The organism is Bacillus mycoides (assembly GCF_018742245.1).
Classification (GTDB): Bacteria; Bacillota; Bacilli; order Bacillales; family Bacillaceae_G; genus Bacillus_A; species Bacillus_A cereus_U.
The window spans coordinates 2266463-2288659 of record NZ_CP036132.1 but is presented as its reverse complement, the minus strand read 5'-3'; the positions used below and the strand labels follow the sequence as shown (position 1 = coordinate 2288659).

Below are 22197 nucleotides of genomic sequence, written 5' to 3'. Positions count from 1 at the left end.
TCCCTTATTACAGATCATTATAATTTTCTACCATATTTATTATGTAACACGTCCTTACAATCAGCCCACTTTGGAATCGTATCACTTTCCCAATTTGTAAATTCTAATTCATTCGCTATCTTTTTTGCTATTTTCATGGCTTGTAAATGGCTTCCATTACTGCGATACTCTTTCATACATTCCTTATTCTCCCAAACCGTTAACGTCCAAAACGTATGCCATCCTTCTTTTGCAAATGAAGAATGTATTAAGCCATTCGCTTTATTCGCCTGTAATCCAGCTCTCGTTGTATATATAAAAAAGAACGGTAACATCCTTTTTCCTTTTAGACGCATTCTAGTAACAGAAATAAACATATTCTACATCCTCTCACGTAAAATATTATAAGTTATTACAAAAAACTTTCGTATTTTTATAAATATGTTACTGAAGCTTATGAATACGTGCCAATTACTATTAGTTAGAGACTTTTACTCATTAATATACAACAAAATTTCTCAAATGTTTTATCTTTATATTCTGGAACTCTTGTTAAGTGATCAAAATAACTATATGAAAATTTAAATATGTGCCCAAAATCCCAATTAAATTCACTGTAGTCTTTAAGCCAGAATGCATTATCTAGCGGAAGTGTATCAACTTGTTTTGCTTTTGTGAGAGGTAAACGATCTACAGGAGAATTCAATATTATTTGGGCATTCGGCATTAAATTGCGACTTTTTCTAAGTACATAAACTAGCTTTAATAGTGGTTTTATTCCTCGTTGAAATAATTCTATATGCCCTAAGTCATATAATACATTAATCGCATGTGAAAAGGTAAGCATATGGCCAATTAAATCGTGATGTGATTCCGCCTTATATATAACATGAAATTTTGATAACTCATTTAAAATAAATTTTGATAATTGCTTTGGGTTTTTAATTTCACTTTGAATCTCATCATTACTTATACTTAATTGCTTTACTTCTTTAGTTGTAAAACCAATCCAAGACCTACCGGGAATTGTTTTTTGAAACGATAATATAAGGTTTGCTATATTATTAATATCTTGCTCACTCCCCCAATGACTTAACTCCTTAATGGCTAGTAAACTTAAAGAAGCGTAAATTACATTATGACCAACCCAATGGAGTTCATCAATCGTTTGTTCCAAAGATTTGATTATCGTTTCTTCAGCACTTTGATAATTGACACCTTGTTTATTATCAATTGTTTCGCCTAACCTTTGCTTATGGACCATCATTTTCGCTTGAGAATAAATGTTACAGGCAGTTTTTTCATCAATGTTATTGTTTTTAGTAAAAAAATAACTAGCAATTGCAGCTGCTCCAAAATGTGCATGCCAAATATCATTTGTTTCTTTTTTACACTGAGATATAATTGAAAGCCCATCTTTTAATACATTTATATTTTCCATCTCTATTATCCCCTCTAAATCCTAATAAAAATGGCTTTTTAGCATCTACAAAGTTGCCAAAAAGCCAGGTGAAAACTCTCGAAACATTTCTACCTTAGCTTAAGGAAGGTGTTAACACAAATAAGATATGATTCATCTCATCACTCTTATTCAAAAATCTATGCTTCACGTTCGGTGGAATACGGACAACATCTCCTTCTTCTAAAAAATATTCATTCCCTTCCAATTCCACATACACTTCCCCTTTCATTACAACTGCAATTTCTTCCTTATCTTCGTGGGAATAGTGACTTTCTGTTGTATTTGCATATCCATTTAAATCCATCATTAACATTTCAATACGAGCTTTCATAAAATCTGGTGTTAATACATCATAAACAATATGATCATTATTTTCTCGATATACTTTTTTCCGATCTTTCTTCTTAGAAATAAGCGAGTCTGTATCAATATCATTAATAAAAAGAGTAAATAGCGGTACATTTAATGCTTTCGCTATTAATTCCAATACATTTAAAGAAGGATTGGCATGTCCTCTTTCAATTTGACTAATAAGTGAAGTACTGATTCCTGCATAATCAGCAAATTCACGAATTGTCATATTATTTTTCTTACGATAACTTAAAACAGTTTGACCTAGTCGATAATGAATCATTTTTAAAACTTCCTTTCGTCCATCATAATACATCTTTCATCCCTTTTGTGCTGACATACTAAACAGTGGCAATTAATCCTTCCTTATTTCAGCTTAGGCTTATATACTAACTTTTGTACATTATATTATATACAGTTCATTATAATAAACAACAAAACGGAGGGACAAACTTTGAAATCACCTATTCTTTCATATTTCATCTTATTTTTCGGCGTGTTCGCCTTATCAACTTCAGCAATCTTCGTAAAAATAGCAGATGCCCCTGCAGCAATCACTGCTTTTTATCGATTATTGTTTGCTACGGTAATTCTTTTACCGTTTCTAATATTTAATACAAACAATCGAAGCGAACTTCGCTCATTATCAAAAAAGCAATGGGGATTTGGACTCTTATCTGGATTATTTCTAGCAGCTCATTATGTCCTATGGTTTGAATCATTACAGTATACTTCTGTAGCAAGTTCTACAGTTATCGTAACGTTGCAACCTTTATTTTCAATGGTCGGTGGTTATTTTTTATTTAAGGAACGGTTTACGAAAGGTGCGATTATAGGCTGCCTTATTGCAATTTCAGGAAGTATCGTGATTGGGTGGCAAGATTTTCAAATTAGTGGCGAGGCTTTATACGGCGATATTTTAGCTTTTATTGCTGCTGGCGTCATAACAGCTTACTTTTTCATTAGTCAACATGTTCGTAAAGACCTATCCCTAATACCGTACTCGGTAATTAGTTATGGTAGTAGTTCACTCTTTCTCGGTATATTTGCTTACACACAGCAGTCATCTTTCTTCAATTACACTGCACAAACATGGTGGTCCTTTATAGGTCTTGCATTCATTGCAACGATTTTAGGACAAACAATTTTCAATTGGTTATTAAAATGGATGAGTGCTACGGTTATCTCGATGAGTATTTTGGGAGAAACAATTGGAACTTGTATGCTAGCCTATTTCATTTTAGATGAAACAATTTCTTTACAGCAAGGACTAGGAATTCTACTTATTTTCATTGGATTAGCATCATTTTTATTACAACCGAAACAATCAAATCACAATTTATAAAGTGAAACTTTAATCAGTGGGGGTTTTGTTCATCCCCCGCTGATTATTAGCCTTCACCAAGCTGGCGTTTACGGGCAGTTTATCTCCCACCTAACTTCTTTGCTCCAACCGAATTTTGAGGTGGGAGTTTTACTACCCACAAATAGCGGGATAAACAAGAAAAGCATGACATTAGTTTGTCATGCTTTTCTTGTTTATTTATTATTGCGGAGATTGTTCCACTTGCTTTTGCTTTAGCCTTTGCTCCAATACATGAATCATGAAGAGGAAATGCTCTGCCTCTCTTGTAACATGATCAGCAAGCAATGGATTAATAACACTTCGAATTTGGCATGTTTGAATTAACTCTAATCCTGCTTTTTTGAAATTCCTTAGCTCAACAGTGGCGTTTTCACTATCTTTATTCATTTTCCCTATAATTGGATATGTCGGTTCTTTTTGATATAACATTGATTCAACATCTCTAGCTTGGTTAAGCAGAATTTCGAAATCATCACCGAATTTCAACGCTGTATGAACAAGATTTCTTTCTGATTGATCCAATAATGATCCAATAAAACGTGAGTGTTCCATCATAATACGCAGCCAGAAAACATTCTCACTAATAATCGCATCTTGAATAGGATCCATTTTCCCTTCGTTAAACTTTTGAAGTGTCCGCATAAAATATTCTGCTTCTCGTGCAACATGATCCACTAAAAGTGGGAAATTAAACCCTTTCACTTTACAATTGATGATTAAAATTAGTAAATTTCTTTTATAATTACGAAAAGCATACACTAACTGAATGCTCTCTTCATTTAATTGCCTAACTGCTTGAACAGTTTGCGGAATAGTAAATGCTTTTTGCAGCTGCCTATCAAACTGATTATAAAATTGTTCTACCTGCTGAATTAAATTTTTATCGTTACGGTTAAATCCCTCACCAAGAAACAAAGCATGCTCTTTCATAATACGTAACCAAAATCTATTTTCAGTTATAGATCGTTCAATAAATAATTGTTCTGTTAATGATTCAGGTGGAGCTGCTTTCAATTCCGGTGGCAACAGCATAGCCCGCTGTGGGTCCATAATAAAATGTCCAGGAATAGGTTGGTCTGTCGACATTACAATCACTCCTTGTTCCTTGAATGCGCAATTATGCTATGTATGAAAATAAATAAAATTTAAATATACTTATGCGATGGTTTTTTCAAGGTTTTTGAATTTTCCACATATGCATTCCCCTTGCACATAGAAATAGATTCTATTAAGTCATATGCTTTCCGGATCAAGATGATTCCTAATGCTTCACCCGTTAAAACATCCGTTAAATAAAAATTGCTCTTTATTTTTAACAAACTAAAAAAGCATGGCGTCCTTTTGCCATACTTTTTTCAAAACAAATCGATATTTCCGTTCAATTTACACCTCTATTTATTATGTACAATCAAACCATTTGGTCTAAAACGACTCATCATGATTTCGTTAACAAATTTCCCATGAGCCTTCAAATTCCCAACCTTTACACCCTCTTCGATAAATCCAAATTTTTCATATAATACTTTGGCTCTAGGATTCGTTTCTAATACACCAAGCTCCACTCGCTCTAACATTAGCCAATTATCAGCTAAATCAAGCATTTTTGTAAGAAGTGCTTTTCCAATTCCCTTATTGTGATATTCACTATCTACTCCGATGAATAAATCACCCGAGTGAGATCTTCGTCCTGGACTTTGGGTTAAACCGACAAATCCAACAACTTCTCCATCATATTCTGCTACAAATTCAAATTGATTCTGTGCTAAATTTCGAATTCTATTCTCCATTGCATCTACACGCATACTAGGTAGGAAAACCATATATGGTAAAACATCATCTTGAATGCATATACGATGAATTGCTCTAGCATCCTGTGTTTCTACTGCTCTAACGTTAATCCCCATCTTTCTCCCCTCCATTCAATTATCATATTCTAATATCCAATATTAAAATCCTGCCTACCCTTATTTCTTTGTGTTATTTTTATATAATTATTTCGATATAAAATTTATTTTTTGAACATCATCTCTTATATTCTTTCTATTCTCTCGTTCAAAATAAAAAAATTACTTAGAAGATGCTAAGTGATTTTTTGTTTAATTTTTCATCCGATTATACAACTCCAGCAGTTCTTCTACTGGAATACCGTTTATTTTCATACCAGTTATATTACAATTTTCTATCTCAACGTTTTTAAGATTACTATTACTTATTGTACATCCTTCCAAATCACATCTATCAAATAAAATAGGTTCCTTTTCCGCTCCAAGATTTGTATTCTTGAATTGAACTCCACCTAAAGTCACCAAATTAAATTTACTGCCCGAAAGATTCAAATCTGCATATGAGGAGTTCCTTAAATTTATATTTTTAAACTTTGATTGACTTAAATTACAATTACTCATATTAATATTCATTACATTGCTATAAACAAATGAACTATCTTTTAAATTCACTTGATAATACTCTGAATTTGCCAAATTACAGTTTTCATATCGCCCAGTTTTCATATCATTATTATTAACTAAGTTCTCTTCGCTTGAAGCTGTCTTTATTCTCTTCACATAACAATACTCATCTTCTGTTTCATAAATTGTTTCAAAACCCATTTTTTTATAAAAATGGTGATTATTAATTTGTCTACTAGACGTCTCAAGATCCCAAATCCTTACGCTTGGAAACTCTTCTTCTATTAAATCGATAACTTGTGACCCAATTCCTTTCCCTTGATGAATAGGATCTACAAATATACGATCTATTCTACCGTAAGACTTACCAGAAATCGTAACTATAATTCCACCGACAATTTCTTCATCCAGTATAACTTTACAATAATCCAATTCTTCAATCGAATATATAGTCATCTCAACTGAAGAATATCCTGGTGGTTGAATGTTATAATCTACAATTTTCTCTTGATCAGGCAACCATTGTTTTGCTTCTTCATCGAATGTCCTTTTCATTATTTCTGTTAACTTTTCAGCATCTAAGATTGTAGCTTTTTCAATAGATATTATCGTCATTTTGTTTTCCCCTTAAATGTTATAAACCAATAACTTATATGTACAACAAAGTTATTAATTCACTTTTGTTTTTAATACTTTTCCCATTATTACATATGGAACATCATCTTTACTTGGATGAAATGATTCCAATACATTTATCCAATCTAATTTTCCATATAAAGAACGCGCTTTTTCATTGTTTATTTGCGTGGTTAAAACACTTGTTCTATTTGGAATCCCTTCTAATAATTCATTATGTAATTTCGTTCCAAGACCCTCATTTCGATATTTCGGGTGAACTGCTAACTCTACAAATTCAAAACAATTTTCTAACCATTGGTCTACTTGTTCCGAATTTAATGATTTTCTCATTAATTGATTATAGTACTGTCCTTCCAAAGAACGATAACCATAAGTAAAACCAATAACTTCATTTTCATCATTTATTGCTACTACTCCTTTAAAATCTGTATATCCCATATGTCTTGTAATTCGTTCTACCATTTCATCAAAATTTCTTTTATCAAACACTTTACAATATAGTTTTGCCATATTAATAATTATGGCCTCATCTTTTCGTATAGGTAATATTGTCATTTCATCACTCCTATTTTTAGTGATTATATTTACTAGCACTTATAAATAATTATAAAATAAAGAATATTAAAACGGAATATGTATCTTCTTATTCATTTACTAAGTACAATAAAAAGCTCTGGAGCATTTTTATAAAAAAATTCATTCTTCAGAGCTTTTGTATATTTTTTGTTGTTTCTTCGTTATGCACCTTCCGTGCCATAGTCTTCAATGGTTAGCTTTACATTATATTTAATTGGTGTCTTACTAAACACTTTATCCCAATCCTTTTCAACTTTCTTCCATACTTTTGGATACTGGATTTTCAAACTAGTATTAAAGCCAGCAACATCAGTTTTATATTCCTTTTGAATTTTTTGTAATGTCTGTTTCACTAATCGCCTCACTTCTTGCTCCGCAGATTGTTCCGCCCTTTTGAGAAATGTATTTTTAAAAGCCTCCTCTGACTCAGACCAGTTTTCGGATAACCTTCCCACAGACTGCACATTGACATCGAAAGAGATTTTATCCCCTTTAACATGGGGCGTAATTTTACTTTTTATAGCTTTCACTTCATACATAACTAATTTTTTTGTCTTTTTATCATAACTTTTCACTAAGCCACTTTTCCCTTTTGCGGTTATCCACATTAAGCCTTCTAATTCATTCTCATTCAAAAAGCCACGGAGTTTTTTTGTGCTCCCCTTAATTACAGCAGCACCTACATATTTTACTTCTCCGTTTATGGAAATCACATTCGGTAAAAGAAAACTCGCCCCAGATTTCACCTTTCCTGGTAGTTTTGCAAGTGGCATCGGCGATAAGATTCGTGAGGATCTATATTGATTATCCTCGATTTCAATCAAGCGAAATGCTGGAATTTCCCCAGGTTCTTTTGATTTTAACGCATCACTAGCTATCCCTTTACTGACCATAATAAAGCAACTAGGTCTCATCTCATTATCACGAACGTAGATGTCCAATAACTGCGTTAAATTATATGTTCGGGCGATACTTTCACTAACAACTATTACTTTCGTATGATGAAAAATGATAGGCCTTTGCCTTCTTAATGCAACTTCACGTATTGATTGATGAAGAGAATCTCCTGTTTCTGCAACATTCATATAAGCTTTTTGTTGTGATACTCCACCTTTTCCTCCGTCTGATGATGATTGTGCTTTAACAAATTGGTAGGTGGTTGTTATTAAATTCTTCTTTTTATATCCACCGCCCTTTTCTTCAATTTCTTTTTCAATCTTTGTTTCTTTTTCCTTATCTATTGCTAAACCTACGGCGAAACCTAACTCCTCAATTTCATGACTACTCCAGCATCCTGTAAGTATTAAGAGAAAAACTATTGACGCTATGCTTATAATAATTTTTCTACCTTTAACATTTTGGTTCATGCCTTTTTTTTCCTCCCCTTCGAAATCATAAGAAGAAGAAACGGAAGAATACCAAATAAAATTATTGCTGCGTTACTAATCATATTTCCAAATTCAAATAACTCATTTATGTTTTTTGGAACTTCAGCAACGATATATATTACCGGAAGTAATCCATACAAAAAGGAATGAATATTTTTATTAAAGAGCTGCGCTAACCCTAAAGCAGCTGCATAATAACAAATTGTATATGTTGCAAAGATTTGCATAATCCATATCACTAATAACAAAGATTCAAACCGTTCAAAAATTAAGCCTTGAATTTCAAAACTTCTCATAAGGTCAATTGTAGGCCATGTTCTCACCAATACACCATCGATAGAAAATGCTCCTATAACCATTACAACTGTAATGACATAAAAAAGTAAAGGAATCATAGTGCCAATTATTACAACCCTTACACCTTGAGACGGCTTCTTCATAAAGGCTAAAAGTAATAACATAATTTCAGCACCCGAATATGCCATAGTTGTTGTTTTTAGGCCTTTTAATGCCGGAACAATCCCTAATCCTAATACAGGACGAAGATTATCGAGTTCAAATATTCCTATACTCATAAAAGATGTCACTAAAAAAATAAAAACTGTAATTGGAAAAATAATTTCAAATAAGCGTGCTATCGCATTTATTCCGCCTAGATTTAAATACAGACTTATCCACATGAATGGTATAAGAATAGCCCAGTCAGGCGTACCTTCTAATAGAAAGAAACTTGTTATACCTTCCAACGTTCTAAGTTCAAAGGAAGAAAGTGTTAAAAAGTAACCGATAATCAACAAACTAATTAACACTCCAAGCCATTTCCCTACAAGTTCTTGGCTATATTGATAAAATGTTTTTTCAGGAAATTGTTGACTTAACTTCACGATAATTATGCCTGCAACTATCGCAATTAATCCCCCTAAAATAACCGTTATCCAAACATCAGGAGTTTGTACTTTCTCAGCTGCTGTTCTAGGTAAAGTGAGAATTCCGATAGCAAGTATATAATTGATAAGAATAACAGCTGCTTGTGAAGTGGGAATTTTGTCCTTTGAGTTCGTAATCATTCCTCTTCACTACCTTTCCGTACATAGTCTTTTAAATTCAACATTTTTGGACGTCGCTTCATCATCTGAATTGGCATACGAACAATAAAATCCTTCCAATCGGTAAATTGATATAAGACAGCCGGGCTAGCATAAGGTACACCAAAACTTTTAAGCCTTGAAATATGACTGCATATAAATAAGAAAAATAGAATAACTCCATATAATCCGAATATAGCAGCGAAAAACATAGCTACAAAGCGAAGAATACGTAATGGAATTGCTGTACTATAATGAGAAAGTGCAAAAGAAGAAATAGCTGTGGCCGCCACAACAATTACCATTATGGGACTCACAATTCCAGCTGATACAGCTGATTGCCCAATGATTAATCCTCCTACAATTCCCATCGCTGAACCAATAGGCTTAGGTAGTCGTAGCCCTGCTTCTCGTAAAATTTCAATTGCAATTTCCATAAATAATCCTTCTATAATTGCAGGAAACGGGACGCCTTCTCGCCCTCCTATAATTGAAATGGCTAACTTAGTTGGAATCAATCCAGGATGGAATGAAATAAATGAAATGTACAGAGCGGGAGCAAATAGAGAAATAATAGCCGTTCCAAAGCGCAATAACCGAATCAGCGTACCTGGTATCCAGCGTTCATAATAATCTTCGGGTGATTGCATCATCATACTAAATGTAACCGGAACAATTAATACAAAAGGTGTTCCATCTAATAAAATTGCAACCCTTCCTTCCATTAATGCAGCGATAACTTTATCAGGACGTTCCGTACTCTGTACTTGCGGGAAAGGACTAAGATAATTATCTTCAATAAGTTGTTCTATATAACCTGATTCTGGCACATTATCAATATTAATTTTCTCAATTCTCTTCTTAACTTCTTCTACTAATTCTGGATCAGCAATCTCTTTCATAAAGGCAACAACCAAGTCTTTCTTAGCCCGTTCTCCTACATGAAATTTCACTAATGATAATCCTTCATTTTCACCGTGTAACCGTAACAAAGCAGTATTGTCCGATAAAACTTCTGTGAAACCTACCCGTGGCCCCCTAACCGATCCCTCTGATATTGGCTCTTCAATATTACGTGTTTTTCCTTTTTTTGTATTAAGTATGAATACATCTGATAATCCATCAATTAATAATGCCGTTGAACCCATTAACACCTTTGACATCATTTTTTGCACAGATTGTACTTCTTCCACTCCACTAATAGGAAGAACTCGGTTTTTAATAAACTCTTTTGAAACACTATCTTTCACATTAGATGATTCATCTTTATACTCATCAGGAAAATTACACATTAATGATTTCAAAATGTGCATATCAATAAGATCTTTATCTGACAGCCCTTCTACAAAAACAAGAACTGCGCGGATGCTAGTCCCGCCGATATTAAACTCTCGACAATAAACGTCCGAGTTATCAAGAGCTTCTTTTTTTATGACCTCTAAATCTAAGTTGAAATCACCTGTAAAGTAGTCTTCAGAAACTTTAGTAGTTTTATCCTCATATGTATTACCCTGTCCTTGGTTTTGATTACCCATTGAATCCTGTGCTTTCATCTTCATCACTCTTTCTCCCAAAAATCTTCTTATACTTCTCTTACATATCAATATTTATTTTCACTTGAACGTAGTTCGTTATATTACTCTTTTTCTAATGTACGAATCCAACTAAAAAATCTTGAAATTATATATGGAATGAAAAGTACGATAAAGGCTTGTATAAAAACTTTCCACTCAGGTACATACGAAACAATCGTGTCCCACATTTTAACCATCCTATAACAATACATATTTTTAGAAATTCCTCACTAAATTGGAATTTCTTATGAATTATTATGTCTGTTAAGAAAAATTTTGATGCACTTAAAACTTCGTCATACATTTACTCTATATTTTTCGAAGCCTGTTCAAAATGACCATTCTTTATCATCCCAACAAAAAAGAAGGTTGCCTAAAAATCAGTTTTACTGACTTTATCGGCAACCTTCTTTTATAAAGTATCTTCTTTTTGTAATTGCTTTTCTTCTTTCCAAAGCTTTCCTGGCCAAAAAGCGAAACGTCCTAATACAACTGTAATTGCTGGTACTAATAATGGTCTCACAATAAACGTATCTAGTAATACACCGATTGCAGTCACAATACCAAATTGAACAAGAACTTGGATTGGCAACGTACCTAATACTGCAAAAGTTCCTGCTAAAATTAAACCAGCTGATGTAATTACACTTCCTGTTTGTATAACACCATTTTTTACTGCATCTACATGATTTTGTTTCTTTCTATTTTTCCATATTTCTGAGACCATAAAGATATTATAATCTTCTCCTAAGGCAACTAAAAATACGAATGCATATAACGGTATCGCGCCTTGTATTGCGGGAGCTCCCATACCAAAGTGAAGTACTATCCATCCTGCTCCTAGCGCTGAGAAGAATGATAAAACGACAGTTACAATTAAATAGATCATCGCGACGATAGAACGTAAGTAAACAAGCAATAATAAAGCGATAATACTAATCATCACAGGAATAATAACCGCTTCATCACGTTCTGTTATTTGTTTTGTATCATATAAGGAAGCTGTTTCCCCGCCAATCCACAATTGATTTTCTGCATTACTAATCCCTGTGTCTTTTAATACTTTTTTTACACTATTTTTCAATTCAGGGATTTGATCTAATGCTTCAATTGAGTATGGGTTTTCCACTAAAGAAACTTCATACATTTGCAATTGATTATTTTCTTTTCCCTTCATTGGTTCTTTCACTTTATTAACAAAGGATAATTTCTCTATTTCTTGTTTAATAGGTAAATCTTTTCCTTTTGAATCAACTACAATCTTTACTGGTGCTAATTCTCCAGCTGAAAAATGATCCGTGATTAATGTAAATCCTTCACGTGATGGCATATCTTTCGGGAATGATTCTAATAAATCGTACGTGTATTGAATACGTGGTACAAATGAAGCCAATCCTCCTAATAAAAATACAGTTAGCATAATAATTGTCCACGGTTTACGTACAACAATATCACCAATCTTTTTACTAAAGGCCCCCTTTGTAGTTTTTACTTTTAAAACTTTCTTTTTCGCAAACTCTTCATTCATTGCAGTTGTTCTCGGTATGAATGGGAAGAATGCAACTCTACCAAAAATTAATAATAATGCCGGAAGAATTGTTAATGCAGCGATTCCCATTATGAAAACAGCAACACTAAATGGTACTGCAAATCGATGAAAGGCTCCATAATGTGCAAGCAATAATGTTCCTAATCCTAATACTACAGTTAGTGCACTCATTATAATTGCACCACCTGAAGCTTTTATCGCAAGTTGCAGTGCCTTATATTTACTTTCTTCTTCTAACAGATACTCCCTATACCTTGAAATTAAAAATAAACAGTAATCCGTTCCTGCTCCAAACAGTAAGACAGTCATAATTGATATAGCCTGTGCATCTACTTTAATCCATCCATTGTCTGCTAAAAAGCCCAGTGTCGGACTGATAATTCCATATGCAAAGCCAACAACAAGTAAAGGTAAAATTGCTAAAATTGGAGAGCGATACAATAAAATTAATAAAACCAATACAAGTAATACAGTAGCGACTAATAATTTCACATCAGCTTGACTAAATAAACTTACCGCATCCGTTTGAATACCTACCGGTCCAGATAATCGAACATGTAAACCAGAGTCGGTAATTTTTTGTTTGAACGGATCTTCATCCACTTTACTATTCACTATTTTTCGTAACTCTTCTAAATTACCTTTTAATATATCCGTTCCAGCAGATTTATTAAAAAATATTGGTGTGACAAATGATGTACCATCTTTTGATGCACTTTTTGATAATACTTGCTCTGGAATTGTATCAAATGGTGGTAATGTTGATTGTTCTTTTAAAGGACTGGCCTTTAATTCTTTATAAACGTCTTGTATGAGTTTATAATCCTTTGACTGTAATCCACCATCTCGATGCCATACTACTAACAACGGATTTCCTGCATTATTAGGAAATTCTTTTTTCATAAGTGCTTCAGCTTGCTGTGACATAGCTGTTTCAGGTAAATTTTTCGGATTCGGTTCTTTCATACTGTTTACTTGTGGCAACGTAAATGAAAGTACCAATGTAATAAGAATCCAAACCGATAAAGTTATCCATTGCGTATTCTTCCCTGCTACAAGCTTCCCTAACATATTTAACGGGTGCTTTTTCATAAAAACCCACCTTCCTTTTCCCCACCAATATTAATTATATATACTGGTCGGTTAATTAATCAAGAATGATTAAAAAATTATGTTATAATTATCTCAATCATAAATGTCAGGAGCGAATGTATTTGGATCAAAAACAACGTCCTCTCGGAAGGCCTCGTCAAAATAAAAATACAAAATCTACAAAAGCAATCATTTTAGAAGTTGCAACTAGATTATTTCTCACTCAAAATTATCAAGTTGTTTCGATGGATGAGGTCGCGAAAGAATGTGGTGTTACAAAAGCAACCGTCTACTATTACTATTCAACAAAAGCGGATTTATTTACCGCTACTATGATTCAAATGATGGTACGAATAAGAGAAAATATGGATCAAATCCTCTCTACAAATAAGGCTTTGGAAGAAAGATTATTGGACTTTGCTACAGTATACTTACACGCAACGATGGATATTGATATGAAGAACTTTATGAAAGATGCAAAACTATCCTTATCTGAAGAGCAATTGAAGGAATTAAAAAATGCCGAGGATAACATGTATGATGTATTGGAAAAAGCACTCGATAATGCGACGGCCCTTGGAGAAATACCTAAAGGAGATCCTAAATTTGCTGCCCATGCTTTCGTAACTTTATTATCAATCGGGAATTTTAAAGATGAGAATCACAATCCTACTCTTGCAAATATAGATGAATTAGCAAAACAAATCGTTTCGTTTTATTGGAATGGGTTAAGTCATTAATATTGAATATAATATGAGATTTACTTAATTGAATAACAGCTATACCTTTCAAATATGGTTGCATTAATTTGATATTATTAACCTTTATAAAAGAACAAATATAAAGAGCATGTTGTTGAAAAATGATCAAAACATGCTCTTATTTATTTTAATTATAAATTTTCTTCATATCAAAGGTTGATCATTATTTATAATAACTCCATAAAAAATGATAATTTGTTATTTTTATTCTCTATAATCTTTGAATTTGCTCATTAATTTCCCCCTTACTTAATCCACCGTGATAACAAACTACGGATTCTATATCTAAATCTAAATACTTTTTCAAAGACTGGTGTGCTTCCTTTACATCCAAAGTAGTCGGGGCATGAATTCCCCCTAAAATTCCGTTTACGCTATACATTGAATCCCCAGCGATAAGAGTTTTACTTTGTCTCAAATATAAACTAATATGACCAGGAGTGTGCCCTGGGGTATGAATAATAAGAATACCACCGCAATAGGAAAGTTCTTGACCGTCAATCAAAGTATCATCCACTTTTCCTTTCGGAGGATTCTGTACTTGTGCATCCTTCAATAAGGGTAACTCCCCCTCGATATATGGCTTGTCTAGCTCGTGAGCATAGACTGTTATATTACTTCCACAGTTTTGTAATAGTTCAGGAAGACTACCTATATGATCTATATCCTGATGCGTCAAAATCACGACTTTTAGTTTACCAAACGATACTCCAACCTTATCCATTTCTACTTGTATATCTTCAATTTGTCCAGGAAATCCAGTATCTATTAAAACTGCCATTTCATCATCCCATAAAAGAATTGGGTGAATAATATACCCTTGGAATTCAAGATGTAACATCTCTACTCCTTTAGCAATCTCCATAACTTTATGCTCCTTTATGATAAAGTTTGAACATATGTACAAGTACACCGAAAATATAAAGCCACGCTATCTTATAATATGTTTTTTCATCCCAATTGAGAATGCCTCAAACCCAATAGATTCATAGTAAGATTGCAAATTTTCTACACACATAAGTTGCGGAATAACCTTATTGTGTTCACAATGCTGTATTAATCGTTTCACTATTTCTTTCCCAATGCCACTAGACTGATACTTTGGCAATACACCTACTCCACAAATAATGCCTGTTATTACTCCATCTGATATAACACGCCCCATCCCTACTAACTTCTTATCATCAAAAACATAAATTACATGCCAACTTTGTTTACACATTTGTTCCAATTCATTAACCGTTAATTTAAGAGAATTCCATCCTAAAGATTCATATAAGGCTAATAATCCATTGAAATCCGTTGGATGTTCAATTGTGTAATTTATACTATTATTCATGTGAATACTCCTTATTCTCTCGTTTGTTTGTATTTCATAAAATTACCCTTAATATGAAATTAACTTAAACAAACTTCAATAAGAAAAATATAATTCCTTCTCAACATAAAATAAAAAGAAGTTAACCTCACCTAAGTTAACTTCTTTTATATAAATCTATCATTATATTATCAACCAAAAATCATACAGCTACAGACGATAAGAACAAACAAAACTAATAAACTATTTGAGAAATAACCCATAGAATACTACCCCTTTATTTAATTATGTTAAAGATTTTACCATAAAATTATTTATAGCATAATAACTGAAAAAGACATTACATGCATTAGTTATATGTATTTAGTAATATTTTATTTTCTATCATATTCTCCTACCCCAAAAACACCTCTTATACTCTTCTACCTCTGTTTGTATAGTTCCAAAAATAATAATATAGTAAATATTTGTTTACTATAATCAATTAAACAATTTGATTAATCATTAAAATAGTAATAAAATAATTACTAAATACATAAAGGAAGCGAAAATAATGCCCCAAAACGAATTATTAAACGAATACATGAATTTATTATTAAATATGTCAGGTACTTTCAAATTATTATCAGAGAAATCCACTGAATTTACACATTTAGAGCAACACATAGTTGAGTATATTGCCCAGAAAAAGGTCGCTGTAAATTTAAAAATGATTGCTAGTTATTTAAACATACCTAAACAACAATTAAGTGTAACCGTTCGTAATTTAGAGCAAAACGGATACATTATAAAAAAACAAGATACAGTAGATAAACGAGCTGTTTTAATTTCCTTAACAGATAAAGCTAAAAAAGCACATTATGAAAGATGGAAACAAATTTATAATAATTTCACTAGTAATCTTGAAAAACTCAATGAAGAAGATCAACATGATTTAACTTACGGACTGTATAAAACAAATAAAATGCTATCAAAAATGCTAAATAACGACTAATCATATATATATATATAATATTTTTTATTATTAAACGGAGGACGTTTCATGGTTAAAGAAATAGATTTACAATCAGTTCAAGGTACTATGCTTATTCCACTATGGGGACGAGCGTATGGTAGTGAGAAAAACAAGGATATTTTAGATGATACGGAAGCTATTCGGATTATTAAAGAATGCGACTTTGATTTCTCTAAAATAGCAGATACATTTGGCGAATACGGATGTATCACTTACATTACCCGTGCACGAAAAATTGATGATACTATAAAACAATTTATTACAAAGAATCCGAATGCTACTATAGTAAATATCGGTTCTGGACTAGACACTACTTTTTCAAGAATTGATAACGGTACTATACAGTGGTATAACCTTGATTTGCCTGATGCGATCGCTTTCCGCAAAACATTAATTGAAGATACACCACGAAATATAAACATTGCCAAATCATTTTTTGACACTTCTTGGTTCAACGATATAAAATATGATCCAAAAGACGGTATTCTTTTTATATCAGCAGGTGTGTTTTATTACTTTAAAGAAGAGGAACTGAAGGAGATAATTGTCGCTATGGCAAAACGTTTTCCTGGAGGAGAATTATATTTTGACGCTGAATCAAAGTTCGCACTGACGCTTTCGAATGCTACTGTAAAAAAATCTGGTAATAACGGTGCTATGATGTATTTTTATGTAAACAATCCAAAATCAATAGAAAGATGGTCTTCTAACATAAAAATATTAAGCTGTTCCCCTTTCTTTAAACATATACCTACAAATAAAGATTGGGATGGAAGTACACGAATCATGATGCGGATTGTAAATTTAATAAAGATGTTGAAGTTCGTTCATATACGGTTTGAAAAATGATTAATCTATAGCTTATATATTATATCGTATACAAAAAAGACCTCGATTTTATTAAATTCATATAATAATAGGATAGTTAGTCCATTATGAGGGCTAATTATCCTTTTTTATTTACATAATGAATGAAATAAGCAAAAAAATAAACATTCAGTTTAATCAGTATAATATAGATATATACCTTGAAACGTTCGTTTGGTTTTGGGAAGAGGACAAAGCCTCGGTGCGAAGGCAGCACTCCACTTTCGAGGACATTAAATAAACAATCCTAATTTGATTAGAGGTAGCCTAAAGATAAACAAAGGACGGGAGAGTATTTTAATGAGAGCTCAAGAAATACCCATTGTTAATAGAAAGGCTTACCCTTTACTGAATTCGGAAGGAGGACATGCTTCAGTTATAATTTGTCACTATTTGGGTTATAAATCAGTCATTTTATCTTTATCTGGATTTCCCCCAAAACTAATGGGCTGTTCTCCTTTTCAATAGTTTCGAGTTAGGTCCGGGATTTCTAAAGGTCGCGTACGTTCCAAACAATCTCACCACGCTCGTCCCACGTACTGTGATGCCTCTCAAATCCTATCTTCTCTAACACCCGGAAAGACGCAACATTCCAAGCGCCTACAGTCGACCAAAGTCTGCGGCGCCCGGTAGCAATCGCAGCGTCCAGCACAACGGATGCTGCCTCAGTCGCATAGCCTTTACGATGAGCACTGCGGAACAACTCGTATGCGATCTCCGGCTCTTCCAGTGTGGAACGACCGATAATCAAGCCACAGTATCCGATGAAATCACCTTCGTCTCGCCTTCGAATAGTGAGAAGGGAAATACCATTTTCACTTGCTTTCTTACGCATCTCGATAAGCATGCTACGAACGGCGTCAAGGGTTGGCATATCCACACCACGTTCGCCAATTAATTCTCTCATCCAGGCTGAATCAGATTCCTCCCACATACTCAAATCAAGTCGTTCAGTTTTCAGCTGGAACTCCATAGCTTTAAATAAAGTTGTCATAGTGGAAACCTCCTAGTTATGTCACTGCACTCATAATAGCTTCGCACCTCATCACCACATCAGGTTGGAAACCCGGCTATTTTCCAACTCTCGCGAGAATTTATAGCAACAGTGTACAAAAAATTAGTGTTATTTTATGAATAGGTAATTACCCTACAAAATAGACCTTTTTATCAAACTTTTTTCAAAACTAACTATAATATAAAAGCAAAAACATATTATACATATCAAATAGGTCCTTGCCTTTACTTTTATTGACTTCAACAACTATAACCTAAATATAATTCGGACGAGGTCTTTTTTACTTATCTTTCAACTAAGCTAATTGCTAACTCACGTTTGTATCGAATAGATGTGAAACCTTCACCTACAGGTAGTCCATAAGCTGGTCTTTCATCTTGGTATTTAAATCCAACTGCTTCATAAAATGGAATCCCCATAGCATTATCTTTTGCAACTGAAACCCATTGTTCTTTTGCACCACGTTCAATTTGATCATTTGTAATTATAGAAAGTAATTCTGTACCGATACCTTCTCTTTTTCTATTTGGATTTAAATATATTACAAATAACTCTGCTGTCGCTTTACCAGTGAAACCACCAGCACCGAGTATTTCTCCATTATCACTTGCAACAAACCAACCATTCCACTCTTGCTTTTCTATATTCAATCATATTGCATCCTCCCAAATTATAAATAAACAATTCACACATTGTATAATTCAATATTCAAACAATTAATCCTATCCGTGTTTTTATACTATATTTCTAAAAACTCTATAATCGTTTCACATACATTATCTGTTTCTTCGATATCTGGAAAATGTGCACTATTTTCAAATATAACAAGTTTACTATTTTTCATATGACTCGTTATCCTTTTGCTCATTTCCACACCAGTATTATAGTCATGCGCTCCAACAATGACACATGTATCTTGTTCCAAATCATTAATGCGCTCAATAAGCGGTACAATTGATTTCGTTTCAAAAATAACTTTACTCATCTTCCCTGTATTACTTAAATGACTTTCTTCCCAAAGACTACGATTTAACTTTGCAAATTCTTGATTTTTAAACAATAGCCGATCAACAACTTCAGTATCAACAATGTTCCAAACTTGATTATTTTTTTCTTTCAAGGAGATTTCCGACTTACTAATTATAGATATTTGTTCTTTCATTTTCCCTTCCGTTACTTTTAGGAACCCTTCTATCTGCACATTATACACTTCATCATAATCGTCTAATAATGGTGCCTGTAATACCATTTTCTCAACTGCTTCTGGGTATTTTAAAGCATACTCTAAACAAAGTTGTCCACCAAAAGAATATCCTAACAAATTTACCTTGTTTATATTTAATCGCTTTCTTAATTCCTCCAAATCTTCTGCTAAAGTATTTATAGAATAGTCATTGTCATCTTGAGGTGCCTCGCTACGCCCACATCCTCTTTGTTCATAATAAACTACAGTTAAATATTCTTCTAATTTCATTCCCAGAGTTCTCTCAAATACATAATGATTACCGCCTGGACCTCCATGTACAATAATGAGAGGAACTGTATTATGAGCTGCCCCTGCAACTTTACACCAATGATTAATACCGGAGACATCTAAATAAAGTTCACGATCTTTTAACATATAATTAGTCACTTTTCGTCTCTCCCTTATGTATAATACCCTTACTATTAGACTTTCATTTTTAACTAACTACTAAATGTATGAGTTTTCCTTCCGACTAAGTCCTACTCCAAAATGAATTTTATCCCACCACAAATCGAGATCACATTCACTTATATTTTTTCTTTACATACTTAGCTCTCCCCTTTAAATTGATATTAATTTTTCAACGGGCGAATAAACGCTACATTTTTCCATATAAAGTCCAAACAAATAGTACAACGAAAGCTGTACCCTTATACAAAAAAGGTACAGCTTTTTAACAACATACACTAAAAGGTTTTATATATTTAAATGTTGAATTAATAAATTTAACATCCATTAAAATTAATGATACTTATCCATAGGAGGTTTAATAACATGAATGAATCTGAATTTTACTCGTATCACATCGTTACAAAAAATAAAATGAAACTTGGACAAACAATCCACTTTGATAAAAATCAAAATAATACCCTATATCACTTCTTTTTTGAAAGAGAACAATTAAATTCTAATGGTGAAGACTCCATTCAAATTTTAAAAAGTCATTATACTAATGAGGAATTACATATAAATAATGAAAATGCTAAAGTAGTTATAAATTATATAGATCAAACAATTAGAGCGGTTAGAGAAACGATTGTCGAAATGGTTAGGCTGCAAGAATATCCTGAATACCCTTCAAGGTTGTCTTGCTTATATGCTTCCAAAAGCTATGAAGATGCTTTGAAATGGAAAGCGTTATTTGATTCTTACAACCGAGAAGTTTTGCAACTTGTTAAACTACGAGTAATCGGAAGGTCATTTGAAGGTGACGGAAATCTTTTACCGAAAGAAGATGGTATTCCTTTCGCTCAAAAAATTGAACAGGCTAGAGAGTATTGGAAAGGAAACGTTAGAAATGAACTTCCTGAGCTACTAATTAATGGGAGAATTGAAGTGGTAGAAATTATTGATGATTTTTCCCAAATTCATATTTAATTCCTGACTAAATATTATAGGATGGAGATTACAATGATGAAAAAAGTGTACTTCAATCATGATGGTGGTGTAGATGATTTAATTTCATTGTTCCTATTACTTCAGATGGACAATATTGACCTCACAGGTATTTCTATTATCCCAGCAGATTGCTATTTAGAACCAGCGCTATCTGCAAGTCGTAAAATTATCGATCGCTTCGGAAAAGGTAATATTGAAGTAGCAGCGTCAAACTCTCGTGGGAAAAATCCATTTCCAAAAGACTGGCGGATGCATGCATTTTATGTAGATGCTTTACCAATTTTAAATGAGTCTGGGAAAGTTGTAACACCCGTAGCGGCCAAACCTGCGCATCACCATTTAATAGAAACTCTTCTACAAACTGAGGAGAAAACAACTTTATTATTTACAGGTCCTCTTACCGATCTTGCCCGTGCACTATATGAAGCGCCTGTAATCAAAGAAAAAATTGAAAGCCTCGTTTGGATCGGCGGTACATTTCGTACTGCGGGCAACGTACATGAACCTGGGCATGATGGAACAGCCGAGTGGAATTCGTTTTGGGATCCCGAAGCAGTCGCTCATGTATGGGGCACTAATATAAAAATTGATTTAGTAACACTAGAAAGTACAAACCAAGTTCCGCTAACCTTAGACGTACGTGAACGCTGGGCAAAAGACCGTAAATATATTGGTGTCGATTTCCTTGGTCAATGTTATGCAATGGTCCCCCCTCTCGTTCACTTTTCAACTAACTCTACCTACTATTTGTGGGATGTATTAACTGCTGCTTTTGTTGGGAGAGCTGATCTTGCAAAAACAAAAACGATTACTAGTATCGTTCATACATACGGACCCAGCCAAGGACGTACAGTGGAAATTGCTAACGGAAGACCAGTAAATGTCGTTTATGATGTGAAACGTGATGCATTCTTTGAATATATTACTGAATTAGCTAAAAAAGCTGCTAATCACAACCAGTGTTGAAAGCCGTATAAACCCAGGTGATGAGCCAGCAAAAAAATTTAGAAATTGGTTGGGACTAAATATTTAATTATTAAAAAGAGTATTGAATTAATTTTCAATACTCTTTTTGTGCAGTTAAATTGCATTTGATCAGAATAAGCAT

21 protein-coding genes and 1 pseudogene are annotated in these 22197 nt (G+C 33.2%); 6 read left to right on the top strand and 16 right to left on the bottom strand.

What is annotated here, in order from left to right; all coding sequences use genetic code 11:
* Positions 1 to 17: 17 nt before the first annotated feature.
* From EXW56_RS11590 to EXW56_RS11580, 3 genes are all read right to left on the bottom strand, one after another.
* Positions 18 to 356 carry a hypothetical protein gene (locus EXW56_RS11590; RefSeq protein WP_199661250.1) on the bottom strand — a complete coding sequence of 113 codons (339 nt, stop codon included), beginning with the start codon at positions 354 to 356 and terminating at the stop codon, positions 18 to 20.
* 104 nt (positions 357 to 460) lie between these two features.
* Positions 461 to 1420: a hypothetical protein gene (locus EXW56_RS11585; protein ID WP_215558456.1), complete on the bottom strand. Its 960-nt coding sequence runs from the start codon at positions 1418 to 1420 to the stop codon at positions 461 to 463.
* 94 nt (positions 1421 to 1514) lie between these two features.
* On the bottom strand, positions 1515 to 2108 hold the full coding sequence (locus tag EXW56_RS11580; RefSeq protein WP_080013718.1) for an XRE family transcriptional regulator: 594 nt from the start codon (positions 2106 to 2108) through the stop codon (positions 1515 to 1517).
* Positions 2109 to 2246: 138 nt separating this feature from the next.
* On the opposite strand from EXW56_RS11580, the gene EXW56_RS11575 reads away from it, so the two are divergent.
* The gene (locus EXW56_RS11575; RefSeq protein ID WP_070128356.1) at positions 2247 to 3137 is read left to right on the top strand and encodes a DMT family transporter; all 891 of its coding nucleotides are present in this window, start codon (positions 2247 to 2249) and stop codon (positions 3135 to 3137) included.
* Between the two features lie 201 nt (positions 3138 to 3338).
* Here the strand turns inward: EXW56_RS11575 and EXW56_RS11570 are convergent, their stop codons facing one another.
* The 8 genes from EXW56_RS11570 to EXW56_RS11535 form a co-directional block, all read right to left on the bottom strand.
* Positions 3339 to 4244 carry a DUF2935 domain-containing protein gene (locus EXW56_RS11570; RefSeq protein WP_002109881.1) on the bottom strand — a complete coding sequence of 302 codons (906 nt, stop codon included), beginning with the start codon at positions 4242 to 4244 and terminating at the stop codon, positions 3339 to 3341.
* 305 nt (positions 4245 to 4549) lie between these two features.
* A complete protein-coding gene (locus EXW56_RS11565) occupies positions 4550 to 5062 on the bottom strand; it encodes a GNAT family N-acetyltransferase (protein ID WP_002157865.1) in 513 nt (170 codons plus the stop codon).
* A 192-nt stretch (positions 5063 to 5254) separates the two neighbouring features.
* Positions 5255 to 6181 carry a GNAT family N-acetyltransferase gene (locus EXW56_RS11560; RefSeq protein ID WP_215597495.1) on the bottom strand — a complete coding sequence of 309 codons (927 nt, stop codon included), beginning with the start codon at positions 6179 to 6181 and terminating at the stop codon, positions 5255 to 5257.
* Between the two features lie 54 nt (positions 6182 to 6235).
* Positions 6236 to 6760: a GNAT family N-acetyltransferase gene (locus EXW56_RS11555; protein WP_204209247.1), complete on the bottom strand. Its 525-nt coding sequence runs from the start codon at positions 6758 to 6760 to the stop codon at positions 6236 to 6238.
* Positions 6761 to 6942: 182 nt separating this feature from the next.
* Positions 6943 to 8148, bottom strand: coding sequence for a Ger(x)C family spore germination protein (locus EXW56_RS11550; protein WP_002200520.1), 1206 nt, complete (start codon positions 8146 to 8148; stop codon positions 6943 to 6945).
* Positions 8145 to 9236 carry a spore germination protein gene (locus tag EXW56_RS11545; protein ID WP_002200521.1) on the bottom strand — a complete coding sequence of 364 codons (1092 nt, stop codon included), beginning with the start codon at positions 9234 to 9236 and terminating at the stop codon, positions 8145 to 8147. The genes EXW56_RS11550 and EXW56_RS11545 overlap by 4 nt, the downstream gene beginning before the upstream one ends.
* Positions 9233 to 10813 (bottom strand): spore germination protein, encoded by a 1581-nt coding sequence (locus EXW56_RS11540; RefSeq protein ID WP_002200522.1) that lies wholly within the window; start codon positions 10811 to 10813, stop codon positions 9233 to 9235. Before EXW56_RS11540 ends, EXW56_RS11545 begins: the two co-directional genes overlap by 4 nt.
* A 427-nt stretch (positions 10814 to 11240) precedes the next feature.
* The gene (locus EXW56_RS11535; protein WP_002109871.1) at positions 11241 to 13469 is read right to left on the bottom strand and encodes an MMPL family transporter; all 2229 of its coding nucleotides are present in this window, start codon (positions 13467 to 13469) and stop codon (positions 11241 to 11243) included.
* Between the two features lie 122 nt (positions 13470 to 13591).
* Here EXW56_RS11535 and EXW56_RS11530 point away from each other — a divergent pair, with 122 nt between their 5' ends.
* On the top strand, positions 13592 to 14209 hold the full coding sequence (locus tag EXW56_RS11530) for a TetR/AcrR family transcriptional regulator (protein WP_215597494.1): 618 nt from the start codon (positions 13592 to 13594) through the stop codon (positions 14207 to 14209).
* Between the two features lie 232 nt (positions 14210 to 14441).
* On the opposite strand, the gene EXW56_RS11525 is transcribed toward EXW56_RS11530, so the two are convergent.
* Both EXW56_RS11525 and EXW56_RS11520 read right to left on the bottom strand, forming a co-directional pair.
* Positions 14442 to 15095 (bottom strand): MBL fold metallo-hydrolase, encoded by a 654-nt coding sequence (locus tag EXW56_RS11525; protein WP_215597493.1) that lies wholly within the window; start codon positions 15093 to 15095, stop codon positions 14442 to 14444.
* 66 nt (positions 15096 to 15161) lie between these two features.
* Complete coding sequence (locus EXW56_RS11520) at positions 15162 to 15569, bottom strand: GNAT family N-acetyltransferase (protein ID WP_199661262.1); 408 nt, start codon at positions 15567 to 15569, stop codon at positions 15162 to 15164.
* Between the two features lie 532 nt (positions 15570 to 16101).
* Here EXW56_RS11520 and EXW56_RS11515 point away from each other — a divergent pair.
* Both EXW56_RS11515 and EXW56_RS11510 read left to right on the top strand, forming a co-directional pair.
* Complete coding sequence (locus EXW56_RS11515) at positions 16102 to 16542, top strand: MarR family winged helix-turn-helix transcriptional regulator (protein ID WP_215597492.1); 441 nt, start codon at positions 16102 to 16104, stop codon at positions 16540 to 16542.
* A 48-nt stretch (positions 16543 to 16590) separates the two neighbouring features.
* Positions 16591 to 17412 (top strand): class I SAM-dependent methyltransferase, encoded by an 822-nt coding sequence (locus EXW56_RS11510; protein ID WP_002157878.1) that lies wholly within the window; start codon positions 16591 to 16593, stop codon positions 17410 to 17412.
* Between the two features lie 508 nt (positions 17413 to 17920).
* Here the strand turns inward: EXW56_RS11510 and EXW56_RS11505 are convergent.
* From EXW56_RS11505 to EXW56_RS11495, 3 genes and pseudogenes are all read right to left on the bottom strand, one after another.
* Positions 17921 to 18424 carry a GNAT family N-acetyltransferase gene (locus tag EXW56_RS11505; protein WP_002200529.1) on the bottom strand — a complete coding sequence of 168 codons (504 nt, stop codon included), beginning with the start codon at positions 18422 to 18424 and terminating at the stop codon, positions 17921 to 17923.
* A gap of 305 nt (positions 18425 to 18729) precedes the next feature.
* A pseudogene (locus EXW56_RS11500) lies at positions 18730 to 19095 on the bottom strand (GNAT family N-acetyltransferase); the annotation flags it as partial.
* A gap of 89 nt (positions 19096 to 19184) precedes the next feature.
* Positions 19185 to 20066, bottom strand: a complete 882-nt coding sequence (locus EXW56_RS11495) for an alpha/beta fold hydrolase (protein ID WP_033716866.1) — start codon at positions 20064 to 20066, stop codon at positions 19185 to 19187.
* Between the two features lie 399 nt (positions 20067 to 20465).
* Here EXW56_RS11495 and EXW56_RS11490 point away from each other — a divergent pair, with 399 nt between their 5' ends.
* Together EXW56_RS11490 and EXW56_RS11485 are read left to right on the top strand one after the other, a co-directional pair.
* Entirely contained in the window at positions 20466 to 21068 is a 603-nt protein-coding gene (locus EXW56_RS11490; RefSeq protein ID WP_002200532.1) for a DUF2441 domain-containing protein, read from the top strand.
* A 21-nt stretch (positions 21069 to 21089) separates the two neighbouring features.
* Positions 21090 to 22055 (top strand): nucleoside hydrolase, encoded by a 966-nt coding sequence (locus tag EXW56_RS11485; protein ID WP_215597491.1) that lies wholly within the window; start codon positions 21090 to 21092, stop codon positions 22053 to 22055.
* Positions 22056 to 22197 lie beyond the last annotated feature (142 nt).

Coding starts and splice junctions, on each gene's coding strand:
- EXW56_RS11560 (WP_215597495.1), bottom strand. CDS start 6,181: ATGACGATAATATCTATTGAAAAAGCTACAATCTTAGATGCTGAAAAG.
- EXW56_RS11585 (WP_215558456.1), bottom strand. CDS start 1,420: ATGGAAAATATAAATGTATTAAAAGATGGGCTTTCAATTATATCTCAG.
- EXW56_RS11565 (WP_002157865.1), bottom strand. CDS start 5,062: ATGGGGATTAACGTTAGAGCAGTAGAAACACAGGATGCTAGAGCAATT.
- EXW56_RS11555 (WP_204209247.1), bottom strand. CDS start 6,760: ATGACAATATTACCTATACGAAAAGATGAGGCCATAATTATTAATATG.
- EXW56_RS11510 (WP_002157878.1), top strand. CDS start 16,591: ATGGTTAAAGAAATAGATTTACAATCAGTTCAAGGTACTATGCTTATT.
- EXW56_RS11520 (WP_199661262.1), bottom strand. CDS start 15,569: ATGAATAATAGTATAAATTACACAATTGAACATCCAACGGATTTCAAT.
- EXW56_RS11535 (WP_002109871.1), bottom strand. CDS start 13,469: ATGAAAAAGCACCCGTTAAATATGTTAGGGAAGCTTGTAGCAGGGAAG.
- EXW56_RS11545 (WP_002200521.1), bottom strand. CDS start 9,236: ATGATTACGAACTCAAAGGACAAAATTCCCACTTCACAAGCAGCTGTT.
- EXW56_RS11485 (WP_215597491.1), top strand. CDS start 21,090: ATGGAGATTACAATGATGAAAAAAGTGTACTTCAATCATGATGGTGGT.
- EXW56_RS11540 (WP_002200522.1), bottom strand. CDS start 10,813: ATGAAGATGAAAGCACAGGATTCAATGGGTAATCAAAACCAAGGACAG.
- EXW56_RS11490 (WP_002200532.1), top strand. CDS start 20,466: ATGAATGAATCTGAATTTTACTCGTATCACATCGTTACAAAAAATAAA.
- EXW56_RS11495 (WP_033716866.1), bottom strand. CDS start 20,066: ATGTTAAAAGATCGTGAACTTTATTTAGATGTCTCCGGTATTAATCAT.
- EXW56_RS11515 (WP_215597492.1), top strand. CDS start 16,102: ATGCCCCAAAACGAATTATTAAACGAATACATGAATTTATTATTAAAT.
- EXW56_RS11570 (WP_002109881.1), bottom strand. CDS start 4,244: ATGTCGACAGACCAACCTATTCCTGGACATTTTATTATGGACCCACAG.
- EXW56_RS11590 (WP_199661250.1), bottom strand. CDS start 356: ATGTTTATTTCTGTTACTAGAATGCGTCTAAAAGGAAAAAGGATGTTA.
- EXW56_RS11550 (WP_002200520.1), bottom strand. CDS start 8,148: ATGAACCAAAATGTTAAAGGTAGAAAAATTATTATAAGCATAGCGTCA.
- EXW56_RS11525 (WP_215597493.1), bottom strand. CDS start 15,095: ATGGAGATTGCTAAAGGAGTAGAGATGTTACATCTTGAATTCCAAGGG.
- EXW56_RS11580 (WP_080013718.1), bottom strand. CDS start 2,108: ATGTATTATGATGGACGAAAGGAAGTTTTAAAAATGATTCATTATCGA.
- EXW56_RS11505 (WP_002200529.1), bottom strand. CDS start 18,424: ATGACAACTTTATTTAAAGCTATGGAGTTCCAGCTGAAAACTGAACGA.